Origin of the sequence: Mesorhizobium sp. C399B, assembly GCF_030323185.1 — a bacterium.
In the GTDB taxonomy this organism is placed as follows: domain Bacteria; phylum Pseudomonadota; class Alphaproteobacteria; order Rhizobiales; family Rhizobiaceae; genus Mesorhizobium.
Genome location: NZ_CP100472.1, coordinates 819,773 through 844,925, shown reverse-complemented (window position 1 = coordinate 844,925; position 25,153 = coordinate 819,773). Strand labels below are relative to the sequence as shown.

23 protein-coding genes and 1 tRNA gene are annotated in these 25,153 nt (G+C 63.4%); 13 read left to right on the top strand and 11 right to left on the bottom strand.

What is annotated here, in order from left to right; all coding sequences use genetic code 11:
• Positions 1 to 7 precede the first annotated feature (7 nt).
• The 7 genes from NLY36_RS04100 (at position 8) to NLY36_RS04070 (ending at position 8,256) form a co-directional block, all read left to right on the top strand.
• On the top strand, positions 8 to 1,681 hold the full coding sequence (locus NLY36_RS04100) for a ribonuclease J (RefSeq protein WP_023735914.1): 1,674 nt from the start codon (positions 8 to 10) through the stop codon (positions 1,679 to 1,681).
• A gap of 97 nt (positions 1,682 to 1,778) precedes the next feature.
• A complete protein-coding gene (gene mce, locus NLY36_RS04095) occupies positions 1,779 to 2,183 on the top strand; it encodes a methylmalonyl-CoA epimerase (protein ID WP_023670804.1) in 405 nt (134 codons plus the stop codon).
• Positions 2,180 to 2,464 (top strand): DUF1467 family protein, encoded by a 285-nt coding sequence (locus NLY36_RS04090; protein WP_023670803.1) that lies wholly within the window; start codon positions 2,180 to 2,182, stop codon positions 2,462 to 2,464. The genes mce and NLY36_RS04090 overlap by 4 nt, the downstream gene beginning before the upstream one ends.
• A gap of 729 nt (positions 2,465 to 3,193) precedes the next feature.
• The gene (gene proS, locus NLY36_RS04085) at positions 3,194 to 4,522 is read left to right on the top strand and encodes a proline--tRNA ligase (protein WP_023735912.1); all 1,329 of its coding nucleotides are present in this window, start codon (positions 3,194 to 3,196) and stop codon (positions 4,520 to 4,522) included.
• 104 nt (positions 4,523 to 4,626) lie between these two features.
• The gene (locus NLY36_RS04080) at positions 4,627 to 5,865 is read left to right on the top strand and encodes a lipoprotein-releasing ABC transporter permease subunit (protein WP_031209216.1); all 1,239 of its coding nucleotides are present in this window, start codon (positions 4,627 to 4,629) and stop codon (positions 5,863 to 5,865) included.
• Positions 5,862 to 6,545 carry an ABC transporter ATP-binding protein gene (locus NLY36_RS04075; protein ID WP_023735911.1) on the top strand — a complete coding sequence of 228 codons (684 nt, stop codon included), beginning with the start codon at positions 5,862 to 5,864 and terminating at the stop codon, positions 6,543 to 6,545. The genes NLY36_RS04080 and NLY36_RS04075 overlap by 4 nt, the downstream gene beginning before the upstream one ends.
• Before the next feature lie 460 nt (positions 6,546 to 7,005).
• Positions 7,006 to 8,256, top strand: coding sequence for a peptidase M50 (locus NLY36_RS04070; protein ID WP_023735910.1), 1,251 nt, complete (start codon positions 7,006 to 7,008; stop codon positions 8,254 to 8,256).
• A 19-nt stretch (positions 8,257 to 8,275) separates the two neighbouring features.
• On the opposite strand, the gene lipB is transcribed toward NLY36_RS04070, so the two are convergent.
• Entirely contained in the window at positions 8,276 to 9,019 is a 744-nt protein-coding gene (gene lipB / locus NLY36_RS04065) for a lipoyl(octanoyl) transferase LipB (protein WP_023735909.1), read from the bottom strand.
• 338 nt (positions 9,020 to 9,357) lie between these two features.
• Here lipB and NLY36_RS04060 point away from each other — a divergent pair.
• A tRNA-Leu gene (locus tag NLY36_RS04060) sits at positions 9,358 to 9,442 on the top strand.
• Between the two features lie 200 nt (positions 9,443 to 9,642).
• Here the strand turns inward: NLY36_RS04060 and NLY36_RS31500 are convergent.
• Both NLY36_RS31500 and NLY36_RS04055 read right to left on the bottom strand, forming a co-directional pair.
• Positions 9,643 to 9,876 (bottom strand): GcrA family cell cycle regulator, encoded by a 234-nt coding sequence (locus NLY36_RS31500; RefSeq protein ID WP_081726058.1) that lies wholly within the window; start codon positions 9,874 to 9,876, stop codon positions 9,643 to 9,645.
• Positions 9,877 to 10,109: 233 nt separating this feature from the next.
• The gene (locus NLY36_RS04055; protein ID WP_023735908.1) at positions 10,110 to 11,189 is read right to left on the bottom strand and encodes a sensor histidine kinase; all 1,080 of its coding nucleotides are present in this window, start codon (positions 11,187 to 11,189) and stop codon (positions 10,110 to 10,112) included.
• Positions 11,190 to 11,588: 399 nt separating this feature from the next.
• On the opposite strand from NLY36_RS04055, the gene NLY36_RS04050 reads away from it, so the two are divergent.
• Positions 11,589 to 12,521 carry a TauD/TfdA dioxygenase family protein gene (locus tag NLY36_RS04050; protein ID WP_023685215.1) on the top strand — a complete coding sequence of 311 codons (933 nt, stop codon included), beginning with the start codon at positions 11,589 to 11,591 and terminating at the stop codon, positions 12,519 to 12,521.
• Between the two features lie 27 nt (positions 12,522 to 12,548).
• Here the strand turns inward: NLY36_RS04050 and sucD are convergent, their stop codons facing one another.
• The 5 genes from sucD to NLY36_RS04025 all read right to left on the bottom strand — a co-directional run bounded on the left by sucD (position 12,549) and on the right by NLY36_RS04025 (position 17,608).
• Complete coding sequence (gene sucD, locus NLY36_RS04045) at positions 12,549 to 13,448, bottom strand: succinate--CoA ligase subunit alpha (protein ID WP_023690296.1); 900 nt, start codon at positions 13,446 to 13,448, stop codon at positions 12,549 to 12,551.
• 14 nt (positions 13,449 to 13,462) lie between these two features.
• A complete protein-coding gene (locus tag NLY36_RS04040) occupies positions 13,463 to 14,647 on the bottom strand; it encodes a malate--CoA ligase subunit beta (protein ID WP_023712720.1) in 1,185 nt (394 codons plus the stop codon).
• Positions 14,648 to 14,665: 18 nt separating this feature from the next.
• Positions 14,666 to 15,640, bottom strand: a complete 975-nt coding sequence (locus NLY36_RS04035) for an HpcH/HpaI aldolase/citrate lyase family protein (RefSeq protein ID WP_023670793.1) — start codon at positions 15,638 to 15,640, stop codon at positions 14,666 to 14,668.
• A gap of 10 nt (positions 15,641 to 15,650) precedes the next feature.
• A complete protein-coding gene (locus NLY36_RS04030; protein WP_023731220.1) occupies positions 15,651 to 16,841 on the bottom strand; it encodes an aminotransferase class V-fold PLP-dependent enzyme in 1,191 nt (396 codons plus the stop codon).
• 146 nt (positions 16,842 to 16,987) lie between these two features.
• Positions 16,988 to 17,608: a response regulator transcription factor gene (locus NLY36_RS04025; RefSeq protein ID WP_032885522.1), complete on the bottom strand. Its 621-nt coding sequence runs from the start codon at positions 17,606 to 17,608 to the stop codon at positions 16,988 to 16,990.
• Between the two features lie 311 nt (positions 17,609 to 17,919).
• Here NLY36_RS04025 and mgtE point away from each other — a divergent pair, with 311 nt between their 5' ends.
• Positions 17,920 to 19,338, top strand: coding sequence for a magnesium transporter (gene mgtE / locus NLY36_RS04020; protein WP_023690975.1), 1,419 nt, complete (start codon positions 17,920 to 17,922; stop codon positions 19,336 to 19,338).
• A gap of 158 nt (positions 19,339 to 19,496) precedes the next feature.
• Positions 19,497 to 19,883, top strand: coding sequence for a MerR family transcriptional regulator (locus tag NLY36_RS04015; protein ID WP_006203215.1), 387 nt, complete (start codon positions 19,497 to 19,499; stop codon positions 19,881 to 19,883).
• A gap of 309 nt (positions 19,884 to 20,192) precedes the next feature.
• Here the strand turns inward: NLY36_RS04015 and NLY36_RS04010 are convergent, their stop codons facing one another.
• On the bottom strand, positions 20,193 to 20,699 hold the full coding sequence (locus tag NLY36_RS04010) for a methyltransferase family protein (RefSeq protein WP_031249167.1): 507 nt from the start codon (positions 20,697 to 20,699) through the stop codon (positions 20,193 to 20,195).
• Positions 20,696 to 21,706 carry an acetyltransferase domain-containing protein gene (locus NLY36_RS04005; RefSeq protein WP_023735906.1) on the bottom strand — a complete coding sequence of 337 codons (1,011 nt, stop codon included), beginning with the start codon at positions 21,704 to 21,706 and terminating at the stop codon, positions 20,696 to 20,698. The genes NLY36_RS04010 and NLY36_RS04005 overlap by 4 nt, the downstream gene beginning before the upstream one ends.
• A gap of 233 nt (positions 21,707 to 21,939) precedes the next feature.
• On the opposite strand from NLY36_RS04005, the gene NLY36_RS04000 reads away from it, so the two are divergent.
• Positions 21,940 to 23,139 (top strand): MFS transporter, encoded by a 1,200-nt coding sequence (locus NLY36_RS04000; protein WP_023735905.1) that lies wholly within the window; start codon positions 21,940 to 21,942, stop codon positions 23,137 to 23,139.
• Positions 23,140 to 23,146: 7 nt separating this feature from the next.
• On the opposite strand, the gene NLY36_RS03995 is transcribed toward NLY36_RS04000, so the two are convergent.
• Positions 23,147 to 24,322 carry an aromatic ring-hydroxylating oxygenase subunit alpha gene (locus NLY36_RS03995; protein WP_023735904.1) on the bottom strand — a complete coding sequence of 392 codons (1,176 nt, stop codon included), beginning with the start codon at positions 24,320 to 24,322 and terminating at the stop codon, positions 23,147 to 23,149.
• A 135-nt stretch (positions 24,323 to 24,457) separates the two neighbouring features.
• On the opposite strand from NLY36_RS03995, the gene NLY36_RS03990 reads away from it, so the two are divergent.
• Positions 24,458 to 25,150: a gamma-glutamylcyclotransferase gene (locus tag NLY36_RS03990; RefSeq protein WP_027050266.1), complete on the top strand. Its 693-nt coding sequence runs from the start codon at positions 24,458 to 24,460 to the stop codon at positions 25,148 to 25,150.
• Positions 25,151 to 25,153: the final 3 nt, after the last annotated feature.

The window sequence follows — 25,153 nt, the reverse complement described above, 5'->3', positions numbered from 1 at the left end:
AAATTTGATGGCGAAAGCGCAAAACGCCGAACTCGTCTTCGTGCCGCTCGGCGGCGTCGGCGAGATCGGCATGAACTTCGCCCTTTACGGCTATGGGCCGCCTAGCGCGCGCGAGTGGATCGTCGTCGATGTCGGCGTGACCTTTCCCGACGCAGCGCACCCGGGCGTCGACCTGATCCTGCCCGATACGCGCTTCATCGAGGAGAACCTCGCCGGCCTGCGCGGCATCATCATCACCCACGCGCATGAAGACCATTACGGGGCGCTGCTCGACATCTGGCCGAAGCTGAAGGCGCCGGTGTGGATGACACCGTTCAGCGCCGGACTGCTGGACGCCAAGCGCCAGGGCGAGCAGGGCGCGCCGAAGAAAATTCCGGTGACGATCTACCGGGCAGGCGAAACATTCACTGTCGGCCCGTTCTCGATCGAGGCCATTCCGGTGGCGCACTCGATCCCCGAGCCGATGTCGCTGGCGATCACCTCGCCGGCCGGCACCGTCATCCATACCGGCGACTGGAAGATCGATCCGGAACCGACGATCGGTCCGAAAACCGACGAGGCGCGGTTTCGCGCCTATGGCGACAAGGGTGTGCTGGCGCTGATCTGCGATTCCACCAATGCGCTGCGCGAAGGCGAATCGCCGTCGGAAGTGGCGGTGGGCGAAGGCCTCAGGGGCGTCATCCAGAGCGCTGTCGGCCGTGTCGCCGTCACCACCTTCTCCTCCAATGTCGGACGCATCGTCTCGATCGCCAAGGCGGCGCGCGATGCCGGCCGCCAGTGCCTGGTGCTCGGCCGCTCGCTGAAGCGGGTCATCGATGTCGCCGGCGAGCTCGGCTACATGGACGGGCTGCCGGAGTTCATCGCCGAGGAGGATTTCGGCTTCATCCCGCGCGAGAACCTGGTCATCATCTGCACCGGCAGCCAGGGCGAGGCGCTGGCAGCGCTGGCAAAACTGTCGCGCGACGAGATGAAGTCGGTGTCGCTGACCGCCGGCGACACGGTGGTGTTTTCCTCACGCACCATTCCCGGCAACGAGAAGGCGATCCTCGAGATCAAGAACCGCCTCATCGACCTCGGCATCAAGATCATCGAGGATGGCGACGCGCTGGTGCATGTCTCCGGCCATCCCCGCCGCAGCGAATTGCGCAGGATGTATGAATGGGTGCGGCCGCAGATCGGCGTTCCCGTGCACGGCGAAGCCGCGCATCTGGTGGCGCAGGGGTCGCTGATGTCGACGTCGGGCATCGGCCAGGTGGCGCAAGTGCGCGACGGCGACATGCTGCGGCTGGCGCCGGGTCCGGCCACGATCATCGACCAGGTGCCGTTCGGCCGCATCTACAAGGACGGCAGGCTGATCGGCACCGACCAGGCGATGGGCATACGCGACCGGCGCAAGCTATCCTTTGCCGGCCATGTCGCGGTCAATGTCGTGCTCGACGACAAATATGAGCTCGCCGGCGATCCCGATCTGGTCGCCATCGGCGTCGCCGAGGCCAATGCCCGTGGCGAAAACATGGAAGATCTGATGCTCGACGCGGCCGTCGGCGCGGTCGACTCGATCCCTCGCCAGCGCCGCAAGGACCTCGATCTGGTGCAGGAAGCGGTGCGCCGCGCCGTGCGCGGCGCCGCCAACGAGGCCTGGGGCAAGAAGCCGCTGGTGACGGTGTTTGTGACGAGGTGAGGGAATAGGCAGTAGGCGGTAGGCAGTGGAGACAAATGCAGATGTATCACTACTGCCTGCTGCCCATTCCCTACTCTCTTAACTTGTGGAGCACTTCATGCTGGGACGCCTGAACCATGTCGCGCTTGCCGTGCCGGACCTGGCCGCGGCGATTGCGGCCTATCGCGATACGCTTGGCGCGAAGGTCACCGCGCCGCAAGCGCTGCCCGAGCATGGCGTTACCGTGGTGTTCGTCGATGTCGGCAACACCAAGATCGAACTCCTGGAGCCGCTGGGCGAGGGGTCGCCGATCGCGGCCTTTCTGGACAAGAACCCCTCGGGTGGCATGCATCATGTCTGCTACGAGGTCGACGACATCCTTGCCGCGCGCGATCACCTCAAAGCGAGCGGCGCCCGCGTGCTGGGCGACGGCAATCCCAAAACCGGCGCCCACGGCAAGCCGGTGCTGTTCCTGCATCCCAAGGATTTCTTCGGCACGCTGGTCGAACTGGAGCAGGCATGAGCTGGATTTCGTTTGCCGCGCTGTTCTTCATCACCTGGTGGCTGATGCTGTTCATCGTGCTGCCGTTCAGCGTCAAGACGCAGGATGACGACCAGGACGTGACGCTGGGCACGGTTGCGAGTGCGCCGCGCGGGCCGCATATGCTGCGCGCCGTGATCCGCACCACCATCGTCACGGCTGTCGTCATGGGGGTTTTCTATAGCCTGACGCACGGGCTGGGCTACAGCCTCGACGAAGTCCCGCACATCATCCCCGAAGCCAGCCAGGCACCGGCTAACTAACCACTTTCCCGCCGGCAGATCGGCTGGGATGTTTGTGTCTGTTTCGGAGCGCCAAACTCAGATTTTGTCTCGCCAGCCTGCGATGCGCAATAGGCGGCCAGGCATGGCCCACCCGCATTAGAATCACGCCTTGGTGTCAGGCTGACGCAAGCTCACGTGATTTGGGAACAGGTTGATCTAACCAGATGATCGGGCAAAAAAAATGCAAGGCACAAGGCCTTGCAATTTAAACGCGTTCCGATCTGTTTTCCGGTTTCCGGCGGCAGCGGGTAACCGCGCCTAGATCGCATCCTCCCAAGACTTTGACCGCGTAGGAGAGCAGATTTTTCTCCACCCTCTCGGTTATCGGGGCACACTAGCCTAACCCTGATGAAATTGTCACGCAGAATTTTGCCCGCAATCGGGCAATCTGTGCTGCAGTGCACAATAGTGCGGCAGGCTTTGCTTGCGAAACGAACAACACCGGGGCTGCCGCCTTAATCTGGTCAGGTGTGCCGCGTCGCCCGGACGCGCAAAGCGTGTGTGAGGACTTTGCAGTCAGGCGATCACTTTGCGTCAGAAGCATTATCGTTTTCGGTGCGAAGGTCTTTGGAAGAAGAATCGATTTTTGCGATTTCGGACCGATGCGACCGGTCGGGTTTCCATTCCGTCACGAAATAGCTATGAAGCCGGGGCAAGCAAGCCAGCCGCGCCGATTCCGGCGCAGCCTCCTCTCTCACGGACCTGTCCATGCGTTTGTCGCAGTTTTTCCTGCCCATCCTGAAAGAAAATCCGCGCGAGGCCGAGATCGTCTCGCACCGGCTGATGCTGCGTGCCGGCATGATCCGCCAGCAGGGGCAGGGCAGCTTTTCCTGGCTGCCGCTGGGCAAGCTGGTGCTCGACAAGGTCTGCCGCATCATCCGCGAGGAGCAGAACCGCGCCGGCGCGCTGGAAATCCTGATGCCGACCATCCAGTCGGCCGATCTGTGGCGCGAAAGCGGCCGCTATGACGATTACGGCAAGGAGATGCTGCGCATCAAGGACCGGCAGGACCGCGACATGCTTTACGGTCCGACCAATGAGGAAGTGGTCACCGAGATCGTGCGCGCCTACGTCAAGTCCTACAAGGACTTGCCGCTAAACCTCTACCACATCCAGTGGAAGTTCCGCGACGAGGTGCGGCCGCGCTTCGGCGTTATGCGCTCGCGCGAATTCCTGATGAAGGATGCCTATTCCTTCGACCTCGATTTCGAGGGCGCGAAGGCCGCCTATAACCGCATGTTCGTATCCTATCTCAGGACGTTCACGCGCATGGGGCTGCAGGCCATTCCGATGCGGGCCGACACCGGGCCGATCGGCGGCGATCTCAGCCATGAATTCATCATCCTGGCCGACACCGGCGAGAGCCAGGTCTATTGCGACCGCGAATATCTGTCGCTGCAGGTGCCCGGCGAGAAAACCGACTTCGGCAATGACGGCGAGATCGCCGACATCGTCAAGACGTGGACGACGCCTTACGCCGCCACCGACGAGATGCATGACGAGGCGGCCTGGGACAAGCTTGGCGAAGCCGACCGGGTCTCGGCACGCGGCATCGAGGTCGGCCACATCTTCCATTTCGGCGACAAATATTCCAAGCCCATGGGCGCCAAGGTGACCGGGCCCGACGGCAAGGATCATTTCGTTTCCGGCGGCTCCTACGGTATCGGTCCGTCGCGGCTGGTGGCGGCGATCATCGAGGCCAGCCATGACGATAACGGCATCATCTGGCCGGAAGCGGTGACGCCGTTCGACATCGGCCTGATCAACATGAAGGCCGGCGACGCCGAGTGCGACCGCGTCTGCGGCGAGCTCTACGCCGCCTTCACCGGCGCCGGCAAGGATGTGCTTTACGACGACACCGACCAGCGGCCGGGCGGCAAGTTCGCCACCGCCGACCTGATCGGCCTGCCCTGGCAGGTGATCGTCGGGCCGCGCGGCGTGGCCGCCGGCGAGATCGAGATCAAGAACCGCCGGACCGGCGAGCGCGAGACGCTGCCGGTCGCGGAGGCCAGGAAACGCTTCGGTGCAACCGCATGAGCGAAGCCGCGGCAGCGAAGTCTTCGGTAGCCCAGTCTCCGGTTGGCAAGTCTCCGGTCGCCAAATCTCCGGTCGCCAAGTCTCCGGTCGCCGGCCCGTTCTCCATGTTCGAACGCATGGTCGCCTGGCGTTATTTGCGGTCGCGCCGCAAGGAGACGGTGATCTCGGTCATCGCCTCGATCTCCTTCCTTGGCATAATGCTGGGCGTCGCCACGCTGATCGTCGTCATGGCTGTCATGAACGGGTTTCGAGCCGAACTTCTGACCCGCATCCTCGGCGTCAACGGCCATCTGATCGTGCAGCCGCTGGATTCGCCGCTTGAGGATTATGCGCAGGTCGCAGCCCGCATCAACGGCGTGGCCGGCGTCAAATACGCGATCCCGCTGATCGACGGCCAGGTGCTGGCGCAGGGCAATGTCGGCGGCGGCATGGGCGCGCTGGTGCGCGGTATCAGGGCCGAAGACCTCGGCAAGATCGCAATCGTCGCCCAAAACGTCAAGCAAGGCACGCTTGAGGGCTTCGACTCCGGCGAGGGCGTCGCCATCGGCAAGCGCATGGCGGAGAATCTCGGCCTTGTGCTCGGCGACACCATTACGCTGATCTCGCCGGATGGCGATGTGACGCCGATGGGCACGACGCCGCGACTGAAGGGCTACAAGGTGGCGGCGATCTTCGAGGTCGGCATGTCGGAGTATGACAGCTCCATCGTCTACATGCCGTTTTCCGAAGCGCAGCTCTATTTCAACATGGACGGCAGGGCGCAGACGATCGAGATCTATGTCGACAATCCCGATAATGTCGACGCGCTGAAACCGCTGGTCGATGCGGCGGCGCAACGGCCGATCGACATGGTCGACTGGCGCCAGCGCAACGAGACGTTCTTTTCAGCACTGCAGGTCGAGCGCAACGTCATGTTCATGATCCTGACGCTGATCGTGCTGGTGGCGGCGCTCAACATCATCTCCGGCCTGATCATGCTGGTGAAGGACAAGGGCCACGATATCGCCATCCTGCGCACGATGGGCGCCTCGCGCGGCGCCATCCTGCGCATCTTCCTGATGACGGGCGCTGCGATCGGCGTAACCGGCACGCTCGCCGGCGTGCTGCTCGGGGTGCTCATCTGCACCAACATCGAATCGATCCGCCAGTTCTTCTCCTGGATGACCGGCAAGGTGCTGTTCAATCCGGAACTCTATTTCCTCAGCCAGCTGCCGGCAAAGATGGACCCGCGCGAGACCACCTATGTCATCCTGATGGCGCTCGGCCTGTCCTTCCTGGCAACAGTGTTTCCGGCATGGCGCGCCGCACGGCTCGATCCGGTCGAGGCCTTGAGATACGAATGAAGTCCGAGATCATTATCGAGCTGAAGAGCGTCGAGCGGCACTATGTCCAGGGGCCGCGCAAGCTCACCATTTTGAACGGCGCCGACTTTTCGCTGAAGCGCGGCGAGATGGTGGCGCTGGTGGCGCCGTCGGGCACCGGCAAGTCGACGCTGCTCCATACGGCGGGCCTGCTCGAGCGCCCCGACGCCGGTGACGTCATTCTGGCCGGCCGCGCCTGCGGACGGCTCTCCGACGACGAACGCACGGCAATCCGCCGCAACGATGTCGGCTTCGTCTATCAGTTCCATCATCTGCTGCCGGAGTTTTCGGCACTGGAAAACATCATGATGCCGCAGCTGATCAAAGGGCTTTCGCGCAAGGAGGCGTCGGAGCGCGCAGCACAGCTGCTCGACTATATGCAGATCGGCAAGCGCGCGTCGCACCGTCCGTCGGAGCTGTCCGGCGGCGAGCAGCAGCGCGTCGCCATTGCCCGCGCGGTCGCCAATGCGCCCTTGCTGCTGCTCGCCGACGAGCCGACCGGCAATCTCGACCCGGTCACCGCCTCCTATGTCTTCGAGGCGCTTGGCGCGCTGGTCAAGCAGTCCGGCCTTGCCGCGCTGATCGCGACCCACAATCACGAACTCGCCTCGCGCATGGACCGCCGGATGACGTTGGCGGATGGCAAGGTCGTTCCGTTGTAGGCCCCAACTTCCTCATCCTAGGGTCTGCGCCGCGTCGCTGCGCTCCTTGCTCCGCCCTAGGATCACGAAGTGATTGGTGCGTGTCCCGATCGCAAAGGCATGCGATGCGCCCTGCGTCAGCACTGCCGTCACCCCGTCAACCTTTCCTTAACCCTGCCCAAACCGGCTGTCAGGATTCATCGGCCTGCCGCTTTCCGCTCATTGACTTTCGAACAAAGTTAGAACAAAATACGAACATATCAACAACAGGAGAGAGTTATGAGCGATCTTGTTCAGGACGTCGTTTCGTTGGTGTGCATGAGTGCGTTTCTGGTTTCCATGGCTGTCTGGATCGGCGCCATGTGATGCAACTGCGGTTCGCCGCACTGTTTTAGGCGGGCAGGAAGGCGCTGTGCCGTTAAGCCTTTCTTGCCGCCATGACGCTAGGCTGCCCCGCCAAGACAGGGAGCAAAAACCTCAGGTGTCGCCGATCGTGACGGCCCTTCTGGTGGCCGGTAATCTCGGACTGATTTTCCTTCTGATGACTGCGCCGCTCGGTTTGCGCACGGTGAGGCTCAGCCGCGTGGTCGCAATGGACCGGCAGCGCCTCTGGCAGGCGCTGTGGCCGCTCGGCAGCGATGCCGGCTGGTCCGGCGAGATACTCTCGGCCCAGCCGCTGGACGGGCAGGGCACGGCCCGCATCCTGCTGTCCTGGGAGGGCCGGGACGGCCAGCCGATCGAGCGAAGGTCGCGCTTCGAGGACGTCGTCGAAGGCAGTCGTTTTTCGATGCGGGTCATCGAGGATACCGCGCTCGACGCGTCGTTCTGGAAGGATTTTTATGAGACCACTGAACTCACCTCGGAAGGTGCCGGCACGCGGGTGACGCTCAGCCAGACCGATCGCTATCGCGGCGTCGCCTTCTTGGTGTTCCGCTACTTCGCCATGCGCCGCGAGCTCGGCAAGCTGGAGGTCTGGGCGAGGACCGGACAATATCGCAAGGGCGGTTGGTTCGAGCATCCGCTGAGCCAGGTCGGTTTCGCCGTTCTTTCGGCTTTCATCCTGTGGCCGTTCTTCGGGCTCAATCTCGGCGGCCTGGCGCTGGCCGCGATCCTGACCTCGGTGGTCGCCCTGCATGAGCTCGGCCACATGGCGGCCTTTCGGCTGACCGGTCATCGCAAGGCGCGGATGATCTTTATCCCGCTGCTCGGCGGCCTCGCCATTGGTGGCCGGCCTTATGACAGCCGCTTCGAGGTCGCCTTCGTGGCGCTGATGGGCGCCGGCTTTTCCGCGTTCCTGGTTCCGCTGCTGATCGTCGCCAGCGGGCTCGCATCCGGCGAGGGACATCGGCTTGCCGCGGCCCTTCTGGCGACGCTTGCCGGCTTTGCCGCATTGTTCAACATCGCCAATCTGGTGCCGGTTTGGAAATTCGACGGCGGTCAGGTGCTGCGCCAGATCTGCCCGGGGCCGGCCGCCCTGGCGCTCGCCTCGTTTTCCCTGCTCTCGGCCTTGCTGTGGCTTGGCTGGCTGGCCGGCTTTTCCCAAAGCTTTCTGCTGGTGGCGGGCGCCGTCTTTGCCATCCTCAGCCTGATGACAGTGGGTAGCGGGGTAAAACCGCGCCACGAATTGAAGCCGATCCGCATCTTCGATCGTTTCGCCATGGCCGGCGCGCTGCTGGCCGTCTTCGCCATTCACGGTTTCGGGCTGTTGTGGGCCTCGGCGCGGTTGCTTTGAGCGTTGGTCGAGGCGAGACTCAGCCGGCCTTGCGAGCCGGTTCTGTAGAAGTTGACTTCGCTGCCCCGAAAACATCCTCGAAGGCGGATTTCAGCGCCAGGTCGAAATCGGCCATGGTTACGGGCAGGCCGAGGTCGACGAGGCTGGTGACGCCGTGATCCGGCACGCCGCATGGCACGATGCCGCTGAAATGGCTGAGATCCGGCTCGACATTGACGGCAATGCCATGAAAGCTCACCCAGCGCCGCAGCCGGATGCCGATGGCCGCGATCTTGTCTTCAGCCGGCGAGCCGTCGGGCAGGGACGGGCGCTCGGGCCGCACCACCCAGACGCCGACGCGGTCCTCGCGGCGTTCGCCGCGTACATTGAAGGCGGCAAGCGTGCCGATGATCCACTGCTCGAGCGCGGCGACGAAGGCGCGCACATCCTCACGCCGGCGCTTCAGGTCAAGCATGACATAGGCAACCCGCTGCCCCGGCCCGTGATAGGTGTATTCGCCGCCGCGCCCGGCGGCAAAGACCGGGAAACGGTCGGGGTCGATCAGGTCCTCGATGCGGGCGCTGGTCCCGGCGGTGTAAAGCGGCGGATGCTCGACCAGCCAGACCATCTCGGCGGCTGCACCCGCGCGGATCGCCTCGGCGCGCGCTTCCATCAGGGCCAGCGCATCGGTGTAGCCGGTCAGGCCGGGCTCGATGCGCCATTCGACCGGCGCCGAACCCGGCAAGGGCAGGAACGACGTGGCGATCTGGCTGCGTTCGGTCATGGCTTTTTCGTTTTTCGCGTGATGCACGCCGGCTTGGCGAAACCGCCTTGCGCTCTGGGGCCAAATGCATTTGCCCTTCATATGGCGGTATCCGGCTGAAACGTCCAGTTCGCCACGCATTTCGGCCTTCGCGCACGACCCCGAAGATAGGAACGATCTTCGGAAAGGATCATGCGCCAAATCAAAGTGCTGCAGCGTCCTTTGCGCGTCCCACAGGACGCGCGGCGCTGTAGAGGCCGATATGCCAATTCGCGGCGATTATTGCGCGCCGCGCCCTTGTTTCGCAGGAAACGATTTGCTACACGCCGCGAGCCGGTTCGTTCCGGCTCCTACCACGGGCGGTCGTGGCGGAATTGGTAGACGCGCAGCGTTGAGGTCGCTGTGGGGCAACCCGTGGAAGTTCGAGTCTTCTCGACCGCACCATAATTTTTCGGCCATTGAAATCATTGCGGCTTCTCAGGCCGTCGACGCCAAATCATCGCCTTTGGCGCTTGAACCGGCCGCAGCAGAGTTGCAACAAGAGGTCGCAGAGCCGCACGCGAACGCCGCTTGGCTCGCACCGGCCAGCCTCCTGCACCTGAGTCCCCGGCTTTGCCGGTGGCGGGGCAGGGGATGTGGTTGACCTAAGCGGCGCGTCGTTGCGGGAAATGGAGACCCGGACGGGCTCGACGAGGGTCAACGGCCGTCACGACGGTGTGGTGGTGATCGCAGTAGACGCGATCCGGCGACGTCGGCCCGGCACAAAACCGGTAACCACCGGGTACCGACCGGTCTTCGCTCACCGGGAAGCGGCACTGGTGCAGGCCTAGCTGAATGAGGGGGACGTCTCTCGACGCTGGTCTGATATTTTCACGCATGATGGTTTTCAGTTTCCTGGTTCATAGCCATTGCCGGCTGACGGCCGCGATGCGACCGGTCGGAGCGAGCTTCTCTCGTTTTGGAGGGCTGTGCCACATATGGTGCTGATAGCACCGTCAAAGAAGCCCGGCGCCCCGCTTCTGCAGCCAAATCGTTTGCGACTTAAGGCCACACCCGCGAGCGCCCGAAGCACCTGTCCGGCCGGGATTTGCCGGCGCGCCGTTGCATAGCCTCAGTCCGTCGCCGCCGATCGCTTGAAGACGATGGTGACCCTGGTTCCCTCGCCGGCACTCGACTTGACGTCGAATTGCGCCTTGGCATTTTCGGTCAGCGACCGCGCGATCAAGGAGCCGAGCTTGCCGGGCCTGGGCCAGGTCTCACCCGTCGGCAGACCGATCCCATCATCGGCGACAGTCACCCGGCAACCATCGCCGCTGACGACGCTGTGCAGCGTGATCGTGCCGCCATCGCGCCCGACGAATGCATGTTTGAGAGCGTTGGTCAGCAACTCATTGACGACCAGGCCTGTCGGCATGGCAACGTTGATGGATACCGGATAGGTATCCACCTTAAGGTCGAGGCGGATACCTTCGACTGCGTGCGACGCCATGACGGCGGACGCGATCTGGCTAAGGTACACGCCAAGATCCACCTCATCCTTCTGCTGGTCAGCCGACAATGTCTGGTAGAGGATTGCCAATGCGTCTACCCGGCCGGCAAGCCTTTCGAAACGCTTCTGGTCCGGTTCGGTGGCGTTGCGGGTTTCCATCCGGATCAAAGCGGTGATCATCTGCAGATTGTTTTTCACCCGATGCTGCAGTTCGCGCAACAGGGTGTCCTTCTCCCGGATGAGCTCCTCCGCGGGTCGCGCGTCCTCGGTCTCACCGTGTGCCGTGACGTCGACAAGCGCCACCAGCCGGAAGCAGGGCTTGCCGTTGTCGTCCTCGATAACGTTGGAATAAACGTCGACGATTGCCGGCTTGTCCTCGCCGCGCTCGAGGCGAAACGTGCCGACGAAATCGGTGTCTTCAACGACAGCCTCGGCGAGCGGCCTGTCCTTCTGCCGATGAAGCCCCCTGCCGGAAAGGGCCGCCCAGTTTTCCCGCGCAAGCTTCGGCGCCTTGAGGTCCGAGAGCTTCTCGAATTCGGGATTGGCGTAGACGACACGTTCCTTCGCGATCAATTCCGAGACGGCGATCGCGATCGGCATCTGGTCGAGAAATTTCTTGAACTGGTCGCTTTCCAGCGCGGTGGCGAGGTCAGGCGTATCGAGCAATTGCTCGACAGCGTCAGCCTTATCGGAGTCTGTCATCTCGGCGCCTGCGTGATGCGTGGAAGCCATCAATATCAGGCATGCAATTCACCCGCCATCTCCAATATCGAAGGGGATACGACAGCGTCACTACTGGTGCGGGCCGCGTCGCGCAGCGCTCCACCGCCTGCCGCTCACGAACGAATTGGACAGAAGGCATTTTTCTCAGGGCCGCCGAACTTTGAAAAGAAATGTCTATGGAATTTGTAGAATTACGCTTTGAATGGGATCTCGGTACTGCTCGCAAGCCTTGGCGGCCTTCGCCTCCTGAGTTGAGATCAGTGCTCTCGTTGCCAAGCAAGTCGGCTCCCGATGAGGGAGTTGCTCCGCCGATCGCTATGCGGCCGGCAGACGGCGGAGCATTGCCACCAGCCCGCGGCTTTAGAGGAAGAGGTTCCCATGACCAGACTTACCCCCGTAGAGCAGATCATCCCGGATGCCGATATTGTCCCGCTTACCGGACGCGTCGGCGCAGAGATCAGGAACATTCGGCTCTCCGGCGACCTGCCGCAGCAGACGGTCGCGGCGATCAACCAGATCCTGTTGCGGCACAAGGTGGTGTTCTTCCGCGACCAGGCGCATCTCGACGATGCCGAGCAGGAGCGCTTTGCCCAGCGTCTCGGCGACCTCGTCCCGCATCCGACCCAAGGTCCCGTCAAGGGAACGGCGTCCATTCTCGAACTCGATTCCAGCCGTGGCGGCGGTCGCGCCGACCAATGGCATACCGATGTCACCTTCGTCGACGCCTATCCGAAATTCTCCGTTCTTCGCGGCGTCGTCATACCGCCGGCCGGCGGCGACACCATCTGGTCGAACACCGCGGCCGCCTATCAGGACCTGCCCGAGCCGTTGAAGCTGCTGGCCGACAATCTCTGGGCGGTGCACAGCAACGCCTACGATTACGCCGCGGTGCGGCCGCGTGCGAGCGCCGCGGAAAAGAAGCACTTCGAGGAAATCTTCACCTCGACGATCTACGAGACCGAGCATCCCGTTGTCCGCGTCCATCCCGAAACAGGCGAGCGCTCGCTGCTGCTCGGCAATTTCGTGCAACGGCTGATCGGTCTTTCCAAAAGCGATTCGGCGAAGCTCTACGAGGTGTTCCAGTCCTATGTCACGGCGCCGGAGAACACCGTGCGCTGGCGCTGGAAGGCCGGCGATGTGGCGATCTGGGATAACCGCGCGACGCAGCACTACGCCGTCAACGATTACGGCGACCAGCACCGGGTGGTGCGTCGCGCCACGGTCGACGGCGACATTCCGGTCAGCGTCGACGGCCGCCGCAGCGCCACCCGCACCAAGGTCGCGAAGCCGGCAGCCGACAAGGCGGCATGAGGCGCGGTCGAACGCGAAGGCCGCTGTTCAGGCGGCCTTCTTCATCCCCGCCAGCGTCTCTGCAACCACCTCACCAAACGACGACGGCGTCGGCACGATGATCACCCCGGCGTCCTTGAGGATCTCCACCTTTTCCTGCGCCGACTCGCCGAAGGCCGAGATGATGGCGCCGGCGTGGCCCATGCGGCGGCCTTTGGGGGCGGAGAGGCCGGCGATGTAGGCGATCAGGGGCTTGCGCATATTATCGCGCGCCCAGATCGCGGCTTCGGCTTCCTGCGGTCCGCCGATCTCGCCGATCATCACCACCGCGTCGGTGTCGTCATCCTGTTCGAACAGTTTCAGCATGTCCTTGAAGGACGAGCCGTTGATCGGGTCGCCGCCAATGCCGACGCTGGTCGAGACGCCGATGCCGAGCGACTTCATCTGCGACGCCGCCTCGTAGCCCAGGGTTCCGGAGCGGCCGACAATGCCGACGCGGCCAGGCAGATAGATGCTGCCGCGCATGATGCCCATCAGCGCCTGTCCGGGCGTGATGACGCCGGCGCAGTTCGGGCCGATCAGCCGCATGCGGTCCTCGTAGCGGTAGCGCAGCATGTAGCGCTTGACCTGCATCATGTCCTGCGACGGGATGCCGTCGGTGATGCAGACGCAGAGTTTTATGCCGGCGTCGGCCGCTTCCATGATGGAATCGGCGGCAAAGGGCGGCGGCACGAAGACGATGCTGGCCTCGGCGCGGGTCTCGCGCACCGCGCCCTTGACCGTGTTGAAGACAGGCAGGCCGAGATGCTTCTGGCCGCCTTTGCCGGGGGTGACGCCGCCGACCAGCTTGGTGCCATAGCGTTTCATGTCGTCGGCATGGAAGCTGCCGATCTTGCCGGTGAACCCCTGGACGATGACGCGGGTGCTGCGGTTGAGCAGGATTGCCATTTTCTCGACCTCCCTCAGGCTGCTTTTTTCTTGGTGGCCGCGCGCCAGGCAGCGACGGCTTTTTCGGCGGCTTCGGCCAGCGTGTCGGCAACGATTACCGCCTCGCCGGAATCGGCCAGGATGCGGCGGCCTTCCTCGGCCTTGGTGCCGGAGAGACGGACCACCAGCGGCACGTTGACGCCGACCTCGCGTATCGCCTTGATGATGCCTTCGGCGACCCAGTCGCAGCGGTTGATGCCGGCGAAGATGTTGACCAGGATGGTCTCGACATTCTTGTCGCCGAGCACGGCGCGGAAGGATTTCGCCACCCGCTCCGGCGAGGCGCCGCCACCGATGTCGAGGAAGTTGGCCGGTTCGCCGCCGGCGATCTTGATCATGTCCATGGTCGCCATGGCGAGCCCTGCGCCATTGATGATGCAGCCGATGTTGCCGTCGAGGCCGACATAGGAGAGGCCACGGTCGCTGGCAAAAGTTTCGCGCGGATCTTCCTGGCTTTTGTCGCGCAGCTCGGAGATTTCCGGCCGGCGGAACAACGCGTTCTCGTCGAACGACATTTTGGCGTCGAGCGCGATCAGATTGCCGTCGCGGGTCACCACCAGCGGATTGATCTCCAGCATCGAGGCGTCGTAGTCGCGGAACACCTGATAGCAGGCGAAGATGGTTTCGGTCGCCTTGCCGATCAGATTGTGGTCGAGGCCGAGCCCGAAGGCGATCTCGCGCGCCTGGAAACGCTGCATGCCGACGCCGGGATCGACCGATGTGCGCAGGATGGAGTTCGGTGCCTTCTCGACGATGTCCTCGATCTCCATGCCGCCGGCAGCGGACGCCACGATCATGACGCGCTCTTCCTTGCGGTCGAGCACGAAGCCGACATAGAGCTCCTGCGCGATATCGACGGCTTCCTCGAGATACAGGCGCGAAATCAGCTTGCCGCGCGGGTCGGTCTGCTGTGTCACCAGCTTGCGGCCGAGCATGCCCTCGGCCGCGCTGGAAATCTCCTCGTCATTGGCGCACAGTTTGATGCCGCCGGCCTTGCCGCGGGCGCCGGAATGCACCTGCGCCTTCAGCACCCATTTGGCGCCGCCGATCTCGCGGGCCCTGTAGGTCGCCTGCTCGGGGCTGTAGGCCAGCCCGCCGCGCGGCACATGCACGCCGTGGCGTGCCAGCAGTTCCTTGGCCTGATATTCGTGGATGTCCATTTTGTCCTCCCTGAACAGTCAATGCGTGGCGACGCGCGGCTCGCTAGAGAATTGGCTGGCCCGTTCGATTGCCTCGTTGACCACCAGAACATTGCGCGCCATGCGTTCCGACGCTGCGTCGATCATCTTGCCGTCGAGTGCGGCCGCTCCCTTGCCCTGCGCCTCCGCCTCCTTCAGCACTTCGAGGATGCGCCGGGCGCGGGTGACCTCTTTTTCCGGTGGAGAGAAGACGTCGTTGGCAAGCGCGATCTGCGAGGGGTGGATCGCCCACTTGCCTTCGATGCCCAGCGCCGCCGCGCGCCTGGCGCCAGCGATGTAGCCCTCCGGATCGGAGAAGTCGCCGAACGGCCCGTCAATGGCGCGCAAGCCATAGGCGCGGCAGGCGACGGTCATGCGCGACAGAGCGAAATGCCACTGATCGCCGGGATAGTCGGGGTTGAGGCCGCCAATGTTGACCGTGCGCGCCTTGCAGCTTGCCGCATAGTCGGCGACGCCGAAATGCATGGCTTCCAGCCGGCCGGGTGTCGCGGCAATCGCCTCGACATTGGCCATGCCGAGCGCGGTCTCGATCAGCGCTTCGAGGCCGACGCGGGTCCTGAAACCCTTTGCCATCTCGATCTGGTTGACCATGGCCTCGACCATGTAGAGGTCGGCCGGCACGCCGACCTTCGGCACCAAAATGGTGTCCAGCCGGTCACCGGCCTGCTCCATGACGTCAACCACGTCGCGGTACATGTAGTGCGTGTCGAGGCCGTTGATGCGCACCGAGACGGTCTTGCCCTTGGCGCGCCAGTCGATGTCGTTGAGCGCCTGGATGATGTTCTTGCGGGCGCGTTCCTTGTCGGGCGGGGCGACCGCATCCTCGATGTCGAGGAAGATGAAGTCGGCGGCGCTGTTGGCCGCCTTGTCGATCATTTCCGGGCTGGAGCCTGGAACCGCCAGCTCGCTGCGCTGCAGCCGTAATTTCTTGAGGTGGTTGATGGTGTGGCTCATTGTCGGCTCCTCAGGCGGCTTCGGCGACCGGCACGGCGGCCGAGGCGCGGAAGTGCTGGATGGCGGCGCCGACGCCGGAGCCGGGCGCCAGCCGTACGCCGCAGTCGAGCAGCGCCATTTCGGCGGCCGAGAGCGAGGCCAGCACCATCACCTCGTTCAGCCAGCCGAGATGGCCGATGCGGAAGACCTTGCCGATCACCTTGTTGAGGCCGCCGCCGAGCGCGGTCTGGTATTTCTGGTAGGCGCGCTTGACCACATCGCCGCTGTCGACGCCGTCCGGCACCAGGATGGCGCTGACGGTGTCGGAGTGCCATTTAGGCGTCTTGGCGCAGAGCTTCAGGCCCCAGGCGTCGACCGCCTTGCGCACGCCTTCGGCGAGGCGATGGTGACGGGCGAAGATGTTTTCCAGCCCTTCCTCGGCGATCAGGTCGAGCGAGGCGCGCAGGCCGCGCAGCAGCTGAGTAGCCGGCGTATAAGGGAAATAGCCGGCGTCGTTGGCGCGGATCATATCTTCGAAGGAGAAGAAACAGCGGCGGTGGGTGGCGCTCCGCGAGGCCACCAGCGCCTTCTTGCTGACGGAGAGGAAACCGAGGCCGGCGGGCAGCATGAAACCCTTCTGCGAGCCGCTGACCGCGCAATCGACGCCCCATTCCTCCTGGCGAAAGTCGATCGAGCCGATCGACGAGACGCCGTCGACGAAGAGCAAAGCAGGGTGGTTGGCGTCATCGAGCGCGGCGCGGCAGCCGGCGACGTCGCTGGTCACGCCGGTCGCGGTCTCGTTTTGGGTGCAGAAGACTGCCTTGATGCGGTGCGCCTTGTCGGCCCTGAGCCGCTCGGCATAGAGCTCGAGCGGCACGCCGGTTCCCCATTCGCAGTCGATGACATCGACCTCGAAGCCGAGCCGTTCGGCCATGTCGACCCACAGATGCGAGAACTGGCCGAAGCGCGACATCAGCACGCGGTCACCGGGGCTGAGCACATTGGTCATCGCCGCTTCCCAGGCGCCGGTGCCGGAGGAGGGATAGATGAAGACGCGGCCGGTCTCGTTCTTGAACACCGTCTTGATGTCTTCGAACAGCGGTAGCGTGAGATCGGGGAAGGATGCTGCACGCATGTCCTCCATCGGCAGGTTCATCGCCTGGCGGACCTGTTCGGGAATGTTGGTCGGTCCGGGAATGAAAAGATGGGTGAAACCGGCCATGTCGCGAACTCCTCCTGATCCAGCAAAGCGGTGATGGGGAGTTTCGTTTCGACGGCTAATGGCAACAACACCTCAAGAGGTAACATCTTGCCGCGCGCGGGTGGGGGTTGCCTACCCGGGTGACCTACCCGCGGCTCATCGCTTTCCTACCCGAACGGCTGCTTCTGGGTACGCCGCTCGCGCGCATAGAGCGCGACGGCCATCGCCCGGTTGCGGACGTCGAGCTTGTCGTAGAGATTCTTGAGGTGATACTTCACCGTGTTCTCGGAAATCCCCGTACGCGTCGCGATCTGCAAATTGGTCCAGCCGTCGGACAGCACGGCCAGCAGTTCGCGCTCGCGCACGGTGAGCAGCGACAAGGGCGTGTCGTTGACCTTATTGATGTCGATGTAGGGGATGCAGATGCGTCCATGCGCGACGGCCAGGATGGTCTCGAAGATGATCGCTGGATCGTCGAACTGGAAGCAGTAGCCCTGGGCGCCGAGGCGCACGCACTGCTTCAGGATGCCGATGTCGTGGTCGTTGGAAAACACCGCGATGCGCACGCCGAGCTTGCGGCTGTGAACCTCGGCCAGCACATCGGCGCCGTCCATGTCGGCAAGCTTCCACCCGATGATTGCGACGTCGAATTCGCCTTCCGCTGCCAACTCAAGAAAATGCCTGCCGCTTTGCACGCAGGCCAGGAGCTCGAAGCGCCCGTCGCAGTCCAGCATGTCGCGCAGCGCCGATATCACGAGCGGATTGCGTTCGGCCACGACCACGCGCACGCGCCGTTCCTCGATTGCTTTCTGCGTCTGCGACCTGATCTTCAAGGGCTTCCGGCTGTTCTGGTTGTCGCCTGGGCGGGTCCGGCCTTTGCCTGAACCTGCATCATGACAATTCTGCCCCAACCGTGCTGGGGTGCTCTTTCCCCAGCGACATGCGCTGTCGCGCCGCCTGAATCCTGGGCGGCGTCATATCCTGATGAAATCGCTCTCGCCCATATGCAGGGCGGGGCGCATTTCGTTTGATATTACCGTGCGTTGCGCGCTAGACCTGACAGGCACCTTTTCCGAAATTCCCATGGCGGGAGCCGCTGGTGGAACGCCAGGACGACCACACGACCGGCGCCAAAGCCGCTGACGATGCCCACGCCGACATCTATGGCGAGGACGGCGCCGTTCTGTCATCATTCCTCGCCCAGATCGGGGCGGCGATCGCCGATCGCGATACGCTGACGCTGAAGCGCGAAGTCGACGACCTGCACCAGTCGGAACTTGGCGATCTGCTCGAGGCCCTGCACCCCGAACAGCGTCGCGCCCTTGTCGAACTGCTCGGCGCCGACTTCGACTTCTCGTCGCTGACCGAGGTCGACGAGGCGATCCGCCGCGATATCGTCGACAATATGCCCAATGAGCAAATTGCCCAGGGCATGCAGGACCTCGATTCCGACGACGCGGTCTACATTCTCGAAGATCTTGAAAAGGAAGACCAGGACGAGATCCTGTCGCAGCTGCCGTTCACCGAGCGGATCAGGCTGCGCCGCTCGCTCGACTACCCGGAAGAGACCGCCGGCCGCCGCATGCAGACCGAGTTCGTCGCCGTGCCGCCGTTCTGGACCATAGGCCAGACCATCGACTACATGCGCGAAGACAAGAACCTGCCCGAGCGGTTCAGCCAGATCTTCGTCATCGATCCAAGCTTCAAGTTGCTCGGCGCCATCGACCTCGACCAGATCCTGCGCACCAAGCGCACGACCAAGGTCGGAGACGTGATGCACGAGACGAGGCACGCCATTCCGGCCACCATGGACCAGGAAGAGGCGGCGCGGGACTTCGAGCAATACGATCTTCTGTCCGCCGCCGTCGTCGACGAGAACGAGCGGCTGGTCGGCGTGCTGACCATCGACGACGTCGTCGACGTCATCCAGCAGGAGGCCGAGGAAGATCTGCTGCGCATGGGCGGCGTCGGCGACGAAGAGTTGTCCGACAGCATTCTTTCGACCTCGCGCTCGCGCGTGCCCTGGCTGCTGGTCAACCTGTTGACGGCGTTCCTGGCGGCATCGGTGATCGGGCTGTTCGACCGCACCATCGAGCACATCGTGGCGCTGGCCGTGCTGATGCCGATCGTGGCCGGCATGGGCGGCAATGCCGGTTCGCAGACCATGACCGTCACCGTGCGCGCGCTGGCGACCAGGGATCTCGACATCTACAATGCCGGCCGCATCATCCGCCGCGAAATGGGCGTGGGTTCCATCAACGGCATCATCTTCGCCGTGCTGATCGGCATCGTAGCGGCCGTCTGGTTCCGCGATCCCAATCTGGGCGGCATCATAGCGGCGGCCATGATCATCAACATGTTCGTGGCAGCTCTTGCCGGTATCCTGATCCCGCTATTGCTCGACCGGTTCAAGATCGACCCGGCGGTGGCGTCGGCGGTTTTCGTCACCACCGTCACCGACGTCGTTGGCTTCTTTGCCTTCCTCGGGCTGGCCACCTGGTGGTTCGCTATCCCTTGAGAAAGAGGCGTTGCGGGTTCAATTGACTTTTACGTAAATGTGGTGCGAGGCTTGCGCGGGGTTTCATGCCGAGTCCGGCTTGGAACGGGGTTGATCGGAATGCGTTGGAAGTCCCGGGCGACCGGGCGTTTTCCGATGTTCCGACATTTGGAGCAAAGATGCGGGAATATTATTCGATCACCGAACTGACCCGCGAATTCGACGTGTCGACGCGGACGTTGCGCTTCTACGAGGATGAGGGGCTGGTGCAACCGGTCCGGCGGGGCCGCACAAGGCTGTTTCGCCCATCTGACCGGCATCTGATCCGCCAGATCATGCGCGGAAAGCGGCTCGGCTTCTCGATCAACGAAATCCGCGAAATCATCCAGATGTACAAGGAACCGCCCGGCGAGGTCGGTCAACTCAAGCTGATGATCAAGCGCATCGAGGAGAAGCGCGAGGATTTGCGCCAGAAGCGGCGGGATCTCGAGGAGACGCTGGCGGAGCTCGACCAGGCCGAGGAGTCATGTGTTGAGCGGCTGGTGGAGCTGGGGGTTAATACCTGAGCGGACCCCCGAGCGTTTGCGCGCCCGTCGCAAACGTTCGCGATTAGCCGGAGCCCTTCCCACTTCGTCATTCTAGGGCGAAGCAGGAGCGAAGCTCCGTCGCGGAGACTCTAGAATCCATTCCGTGACATCGGTCGTGGAGTGCAGCGGTAGCGAATTCTGGACCATAGCAACGCTCTGGAGTCGCGGCATGGATCCTCGGGTCTGTGCTGCGTCGCTGCGCTCCTTGCTTCGCCCGTGGATGACGACGAGACAGCCGTTTCGGCTAATCGCTGAAGTGTGCGGCCCTGCCGGCGACCACACGCCGCCTCAGATCCAGCGCCTGACCCGCTTCGCATAGTCGCGGTACTTCTTGCCGAATTTGGCGAACAGCACCTTCTCCTCGCTCTCGATGGCGACCTTCTGCGTTGCAAAAGCCGCGATCAGGGCCAGCGGCAGGAACCATATGATCCCCGAGACGAAGGCGACGCCGATCAAAAGCAGCGTGTTGGCCAGATACATCGGGTTGCGCGTGACGCCGAACGGGCCAGACGTCACCAGATGCTCCGGCAAGCCATTGGGGTTCATCGTCGTTTTGGCCCGGATCATGGTGCGGATAGCGGTGAACCAGAGGGCTGCGACGGCAAACAGCACCACAAAGCCGGCGGCAAACAAAAGGTCGCCCAAGAGGTCGCCGATCCAGGGCAGGGGATAGAACAGGCCGAGCGCGATGCTGATGGCAATGGCGGCGATGTAGATCAGCGGCGGCCATGGGATCAGCCGTGGTCTCGGTAGATCGGGTTTTGCCAGCCCGGGTTTTGTGAGCTTGTCGGTCATTGTTGCCCTCCCTGCGTCATCGGACTCTCCTCCGTCCTTGCGGTGCAGATGCCGGCGAGTTCACCGAGATGCGCTTTGAACTCCGGGGTCTGGTCACCATTGTAGAGCCGGTCGAATGCCGCTTCGCTTTGCAGCGTGTCCAGCATGCACACACAATAGCTGGTGCAGAACTCCGTGTCGCGCTGCTGTTCGCAAGATACCTGGCATTCCTTGAGGAAGATCACTTCCCTTGTTTCGACGGGCGCCGGCGCAATCTGCGAGAACAGCCAGACGCAGCCGAACAGCAGCGGCTGGTGGATCAGGTAGAAAGCCAGGCTGTGGCGGCCGATGAAGGTGAGCGGCCTGGTCCAGCTTCCTGATCCCAGCGTGGCCAGCCGCGCCAGCAGGCCGGTGGTGGACGCAAACTTTGCCGCGGCGATGCCGAGAAGTACGGCGCCGAACCAGGGAAACAGCGGCACGTAATCGTTGGAGCGCGGGTTGATCGCCGACAGGCCGACCCACCACAGCGCCGGATGATCGAAGGCTTCGGATCGGAGATAGAGGGGGACTGCGATCACCAAAGCTGCCACGAAAAGCGTCAGCAAGGACGGCAGCCGCAAGAACAAAAGGCCGAGCAGGCTGGCCAGCGCGATCTCGTGCAGGATGCCGAAGAAGATGAAGCTGTCCGGCGTGATGAAGTACGTGACCGCCGATATAGCGGCTGCCGCGACGGCGACCATGGCAAAGCGTTTCCAGAAGCCGGTCCAGCGGATCTGCCTGCCATGCGCGAGAAACAGGCTGACGCCGACCAGGAACAGGAAGGCCGAGGCGATGCAGCGCGCATAGATCTTCCACCAGCCGACGGCGGTGAGGCCGGGATCGGTGTAGTGGAAATTTTCGAGATCCCAGGTGAAGTGGTAGCTCGCCATGGCGATCAGCGCGATGCCGCGTACGACATCGATGGCGACGATGCGCTTCGGTTGATCTCGCTTCAGTTGATCTCCAGGGGGTGCGGTATGGATGCTCATGGTCTCGCGATCTGATTCAGCCCCAAAGACGACTATCACGGTTGCACCGGACAAAAGAAGGCCGCCCTCTACGCTCCGGGTCGCGCCGTGCGGCTGCATCGGGCGGCGCTTTAGGCCAGAGCCGGAAAGCCTTTGGCCGAATTCGCTTTTTGCCGGGAAGGGGTCGGTTTCCTGTTACCGACGGAGGAAGCGCCAGCGCAGATTTGACGCCGCGAGTCTGATTTGGGGATCAAATGTCCACCCATGTGCGCCATCCGATCTGGCTTCCGGCCCTGCGTCCGGCGGATGCGCGCACCTTTGCCTCGCTCTATGCGGTCGAATCCTTCGCCCGTGCCACGGTGTCGAGCGTCATCCCGATCCAGGCCTATGAGATTCTGCACAACGAGCAGATCGTCTCGATCCTCTACACCATCGTGGCGCTGCTCGGCCTGTCGGTGACCTTGTTCATGCCGATCTTGATCCGCAGGTTTGCCCGGCGCTGGGTCTATACCGCCGGCGCCTGCCTGCTGGCGATAGGCTCGCTGTTCTTCGTCACCCACACGCTTGCCGGGCAACTGGCAGGCATGCTGTGCCGCGTCATGGGGGCGAGCGCCCTGTCGATCACGCTCAACCTCTACATCATGGACAACATCCGCAAGACCGATTTCATGCAGGCCGAATCGCTGCGCATGGCGTGGTCGATGCTGGCCTGGACCGGCGGGCCGACACTCGGCATCTTCCTCTACACACGCTACGGCATCTATGCCGCGCATGGCGCGGTCGCGGTGTTTGCGTTGGCCTTGCTGGCGCTGTTCTGGACCTACAGGCTGGGCGACAACCGGTCGATCCGGCCGGGCAAGACACGGCCGGCCAATCCGCTGGCCAATATCGGCCGCTTCGTAGCACAACCCAGGCTCAGGCTGGCCTGGCTGATCGCCTTCGGCCGCTCCTGCTTCTGGACGACGTTCTTCGTCTACGGGCCGCTGTTCATGGTGATTACCGGCGAGGGCAAGCTTGCCGGCGGCCTGCTGGTTTCGGCCGGCAATGCGCTGTTGTTCATGGCGATCTTCTGGGGCAAAGCGGGAAAACGCTTCGGCGGCCGGCGCACCATGACCTTCGCCTATTTCGCGATGTCGGCGACGCTGCTTGCGGCGGGCGCGGTCGGCACTACCGCGCCGCTGCTTACGGGCTTTTTCCTGCTCTGCGGCGCCTTCTTCACCATCGCGCTCGATGCACTGGGCTCGACCGCCTTCATGCGCTCGGTGCGGTCCTATGAGCGGGCGCAGATGGCCGCGGTCTACCGCACCTATCTCGACTTTTCCGAGCTGACGCCGCCGCTGGTCTATTCGGTGGTGCTGGCGTTTTTCGGCCTCGGCTCGGTGTTCGTGACGCTGGGCATTCTGGCCGCGGTTTGCGGCTTTATCACCTGGCGCTATCTGCCGAAGTCGCTTTAGTCGCCGATCAGGCGGTTGCCTCAAGCGCTGCATGCCGCTCGCGCACCCAGTTGTGGAAGCGGTGCAGATCGTACTCCTCCGGCATTAGCACGCCGGCCTGGTGGCGCATCGAGCGCAGGCCTTTCTGATTGATCTCGCAGATCGCGGCATCCTCCTCCAGCACCTGGGTGCCGAAGGCGACGACATTGTCGATGTCGGTCTCAGCCAGCGCCTCGGGCGCGAACAGCCATTCGGCGGTGAGTTCGGTCTGTTCGGGACCGAGCGGCATCAGTCGCACCGTCCTGACATAATCGACATGGCCGACGATGAACATCGAGGGCAGGCTGGTGGCATAGGTCTGTCCGGCCGCACGCTCGGCTGGCGTCAGGCCCGGTAAGACCGGGCCATGGGCATGTCCGTCGCGCGACCAGGTCTCGGCGCCGGCGCGCAGGCCACCCGAAAACTCCGGCGCGTCATTGTCGGCATGGCGGACCCAGTCGGGGTCGTCGTGCCGGCTCATCAGGCCGCGGCCGTATATCGGCACCAGCCGAGACAGGTCCTTGTGGACGCCCGGGCAATGCAGGCACTCGTTGAAGTTTTCCCAGAAGATCTTCCAGTTGCAGTTCATCACCTTGCGCAGGACATGGCCTGATACCAGCGTTTCCAGCGGCCAGTTGGCGAGGTCGCCGGATGCGGGATCGAAGGAGGTCCCGGCGGAGCCGGCCGCAGCCTGCTGAAGGTTCACAAAGACAAAACCGCGCCACACCGACAGCGCCACCCGGTAGAGCGGATGATCTGCCTTGTCGAAACCATCTGGCAGCGATTTCGAGGGAACGCGCACGAGATCGCCGCGCAGCGAGTAGGACCAGGCGTGGTAGGGGCACGTGATGAGCCGCGCTTTCAGCCGGCCCTCGCTTTTCTGGCAAAGCTGCGAGCCGCGATGCCGGCAAGTGTTGTGGAAGGCGCGCAACTCGCCGGTCTCGTCCCGCAGAATGACGATTTCCTGCGTGCCGACGCGGAATGTCCGGAACGCCAGCGGCTGGGCGAGGTCGGCCTCGCGGCAGACGAGCAGCCAGCTTTTGTGCCAGATGGCGTCGAGATCGCGCTGGTAAGCCTCGCTATCCCAATAGGCCGACGACGGTAGCGTCGGTTCGGCCCGGCTCAGGCCGTTATAGGGGTCGCGCTCGCTCGGGCTGGGATGCATGGCTGGCTTCCTATGAAGCGTCAGCCGACACCCCGGCAAATCGTTTGTCAATCAGAGTGCCGCATTGCCGGTTGCAGGCGCGGCGCATAATCATGTCGTGGACACGGGACATTCGGAAATTGGGGGGATTCGGAAGTGGCCGCACGACAGATGTCGCTTACGCCGGAGCTGGTCGCGCGCTGCTGGCGCGAGATCAGGGACCCCGGGCCGGATCCGGACGCGATGCATCTCGATGAAGCCGACTATGACGCGCTGCTGGATGAATTGCAGGTCGAACTCCCGGACAGCGAACCGCTATGGCTGTTCGGCTATGGATCGCTGATCTGGAAACCGGAAATAGATTATGTCGAGGACCGCGTTGCGCTGGCGCGCGGCTGGCATCGGTCCTTTTGCATGAACATGACGCGCTGGCGCGGCACCAAGGACAGCCCCGGCCTGATGATGGCGCTGGACCGTGGCGGACAATGCAAGGGCGTCGCCTTTCGGCTGACCGGCAATAACCGGCGCGAGCAGTTGGGCCGGCTTTTCCGGCGCGAAGTCACGCTGAAGCCGACAAGCTACCGGCCGCGCATGCTCAAGCTTGCAAGCGAGGCCGGACCGCTCAGGGCATTGGCCTTCGTCATCAACCGCAACGGCCTGACCTATTCCGGACCGCTCGACGAGGGCAAGGTCGTCGAAAGGCTGGCAACGTCCTGCGGGCACTGGGGGTCGGGCGCCGACTATCTCTACAACACGGTGAAAAACCTTGAAGAGCGCGGCATTCACGATCGCCATCTGTGGCGGCTGCAGCGGCTGGTTGCCGAGCGGATCACCGCGTTGAACCCGTAACGC

Excerpts from the sequence above, each read along its gene's own strand:
- NLY36_RS04080 (WP_031209216.1), top strand. The coding sequence starts at position 4,627 with ATGTTCGAACGCATGGTCGCCTGGCGTTATTTGCGGTCGCGCCGCAAG.
- NLY36_RS04000 (WP_023735905.1), top strand. The coding sequence starts at position 21,940 with ATGTCCACCCATGTGCGCCATCCGATCTGGCTTCCGGCCCTGCGTCCG.
- NLY36_RS04100 (WP_023735914.1), top strand. The coding sequence starts at position 8 with ATGGCGAAAGCGCAAAACGCCGAACTCGTCTTCGTGCCGCTCGGCGGC.
- NLY36_RS04050 (WP_023685215.1), top strand. The coding sequence starts at position 11,589 with ATGACCAGACTTACCCCCGTAGAGCAGATCATCCCGGATGCCGATATT.
- NLY36_RS04035 (WP_023670793.1), bottom strand. The coding sequence starts at position 15,640 with ATGAGCCACACCATCAACCACCTCAAGAAATTACGGCTGCAGCGCAGC.
- mce (WP_023670804.1), top strand. The coding sequence starts at position 1,779 with ATGCTGGGACGCCTGAACCATGTCGCGCTTGCCGTGCCGGACCTGGCC.
- NLY36_RS31500 (WP_081726058.1), bottom strand. The coding sequence starts at position 9,876 with ATGCGTGAAAATATCAGACCAGCGTCGAGAGACGTCCCCCTCATTCAG.
- lipB (WP_023735909.1), bottom strand. The coding sequence starts at position 9,019 with ATGACCGAACGCAGCCAGATCGCCACGTCGTTCCTGCCCTTGCCGGGT.
- NLY36_RS04005 (WP_023735906.1), bottom strand. The coding sequence starts at position 21,706 with ATGAGCATCCATACCGCACCCCCTGGAGATCAACTGAAGCGAGATCAA.
- sucD (WP_023690296.1), bottom strand. The coding sequence starts at position 13,448 with ATGGCAATCCTGCTCAACCGCAGCACCCGCGTCATCGTCCAGGGGTTC.
- NLY36_RS04010 (WP_031249167.1), bottom strand. The coding sequence starts at position 20,699 with ATGACCGACAAGCTCACAAAACCCGGGCTGGCAAAACCCGATCTACCG.
- NLY36_RS04075 (WP_023735911.1), top strand. The coding sequence starts at position 5,862 with ATGAAGTCCGAGATCATTATCGAGCTGAAGAGCGTCGAGCGGCACTAT.
- NLY36_RS04055 (WP_023735908.1), bottom strand. The coding sequence starts at position 11,189 with ATGACAGACTCCGATAAGGCTGACGCTGTCGAGCAATTGCTCGATACG.
- proS (WP_023735912.1), top strand. The coding sequence starts at position 3,194 with ATGCGTTTGTCGCAGTTTTTCCTGCCCATCCTGAAAGAAAATCCGCGC.
- NLY36_RS04030 (WP_023731220.1), bottom strand. The coding sequence starts at position 16,841 with ATGGCCGGTTTCACCCATCTTTTCATTCCCGGACCGACCAACATTCCC.
- NLY36_RS03995 (WP_023735904.1), bottom strand. The coding sequence starts at position 24,322 with ATGCATCCCAGCCCGAGCGAGCGCGACCCCTATAACGGCCTGAGCCGG.
- NLY36_RS04090 (WP_023670803.1), top strand. The coding sequence starts at position 2,180 with ATGAGCTGGATTTCGTTTGCCGCGCTGTTCTTCATCACCTGGTGGCTG.
- NLY36_RS04040 (WP_023712720.1), bottom strand. The coding sequence starts at position 14,647 with ATGGACATCCACGAATATCAGGCCAAGGAACTGCTGGCACGCCACGGC.
- NLY36_RS04015 (WP_006203215.1), top strand. The coding sequence starts at position 19,497 with ATGCGGGAATATTATTCGATCACCGAACTGACCCGCGAATTCGACGTG.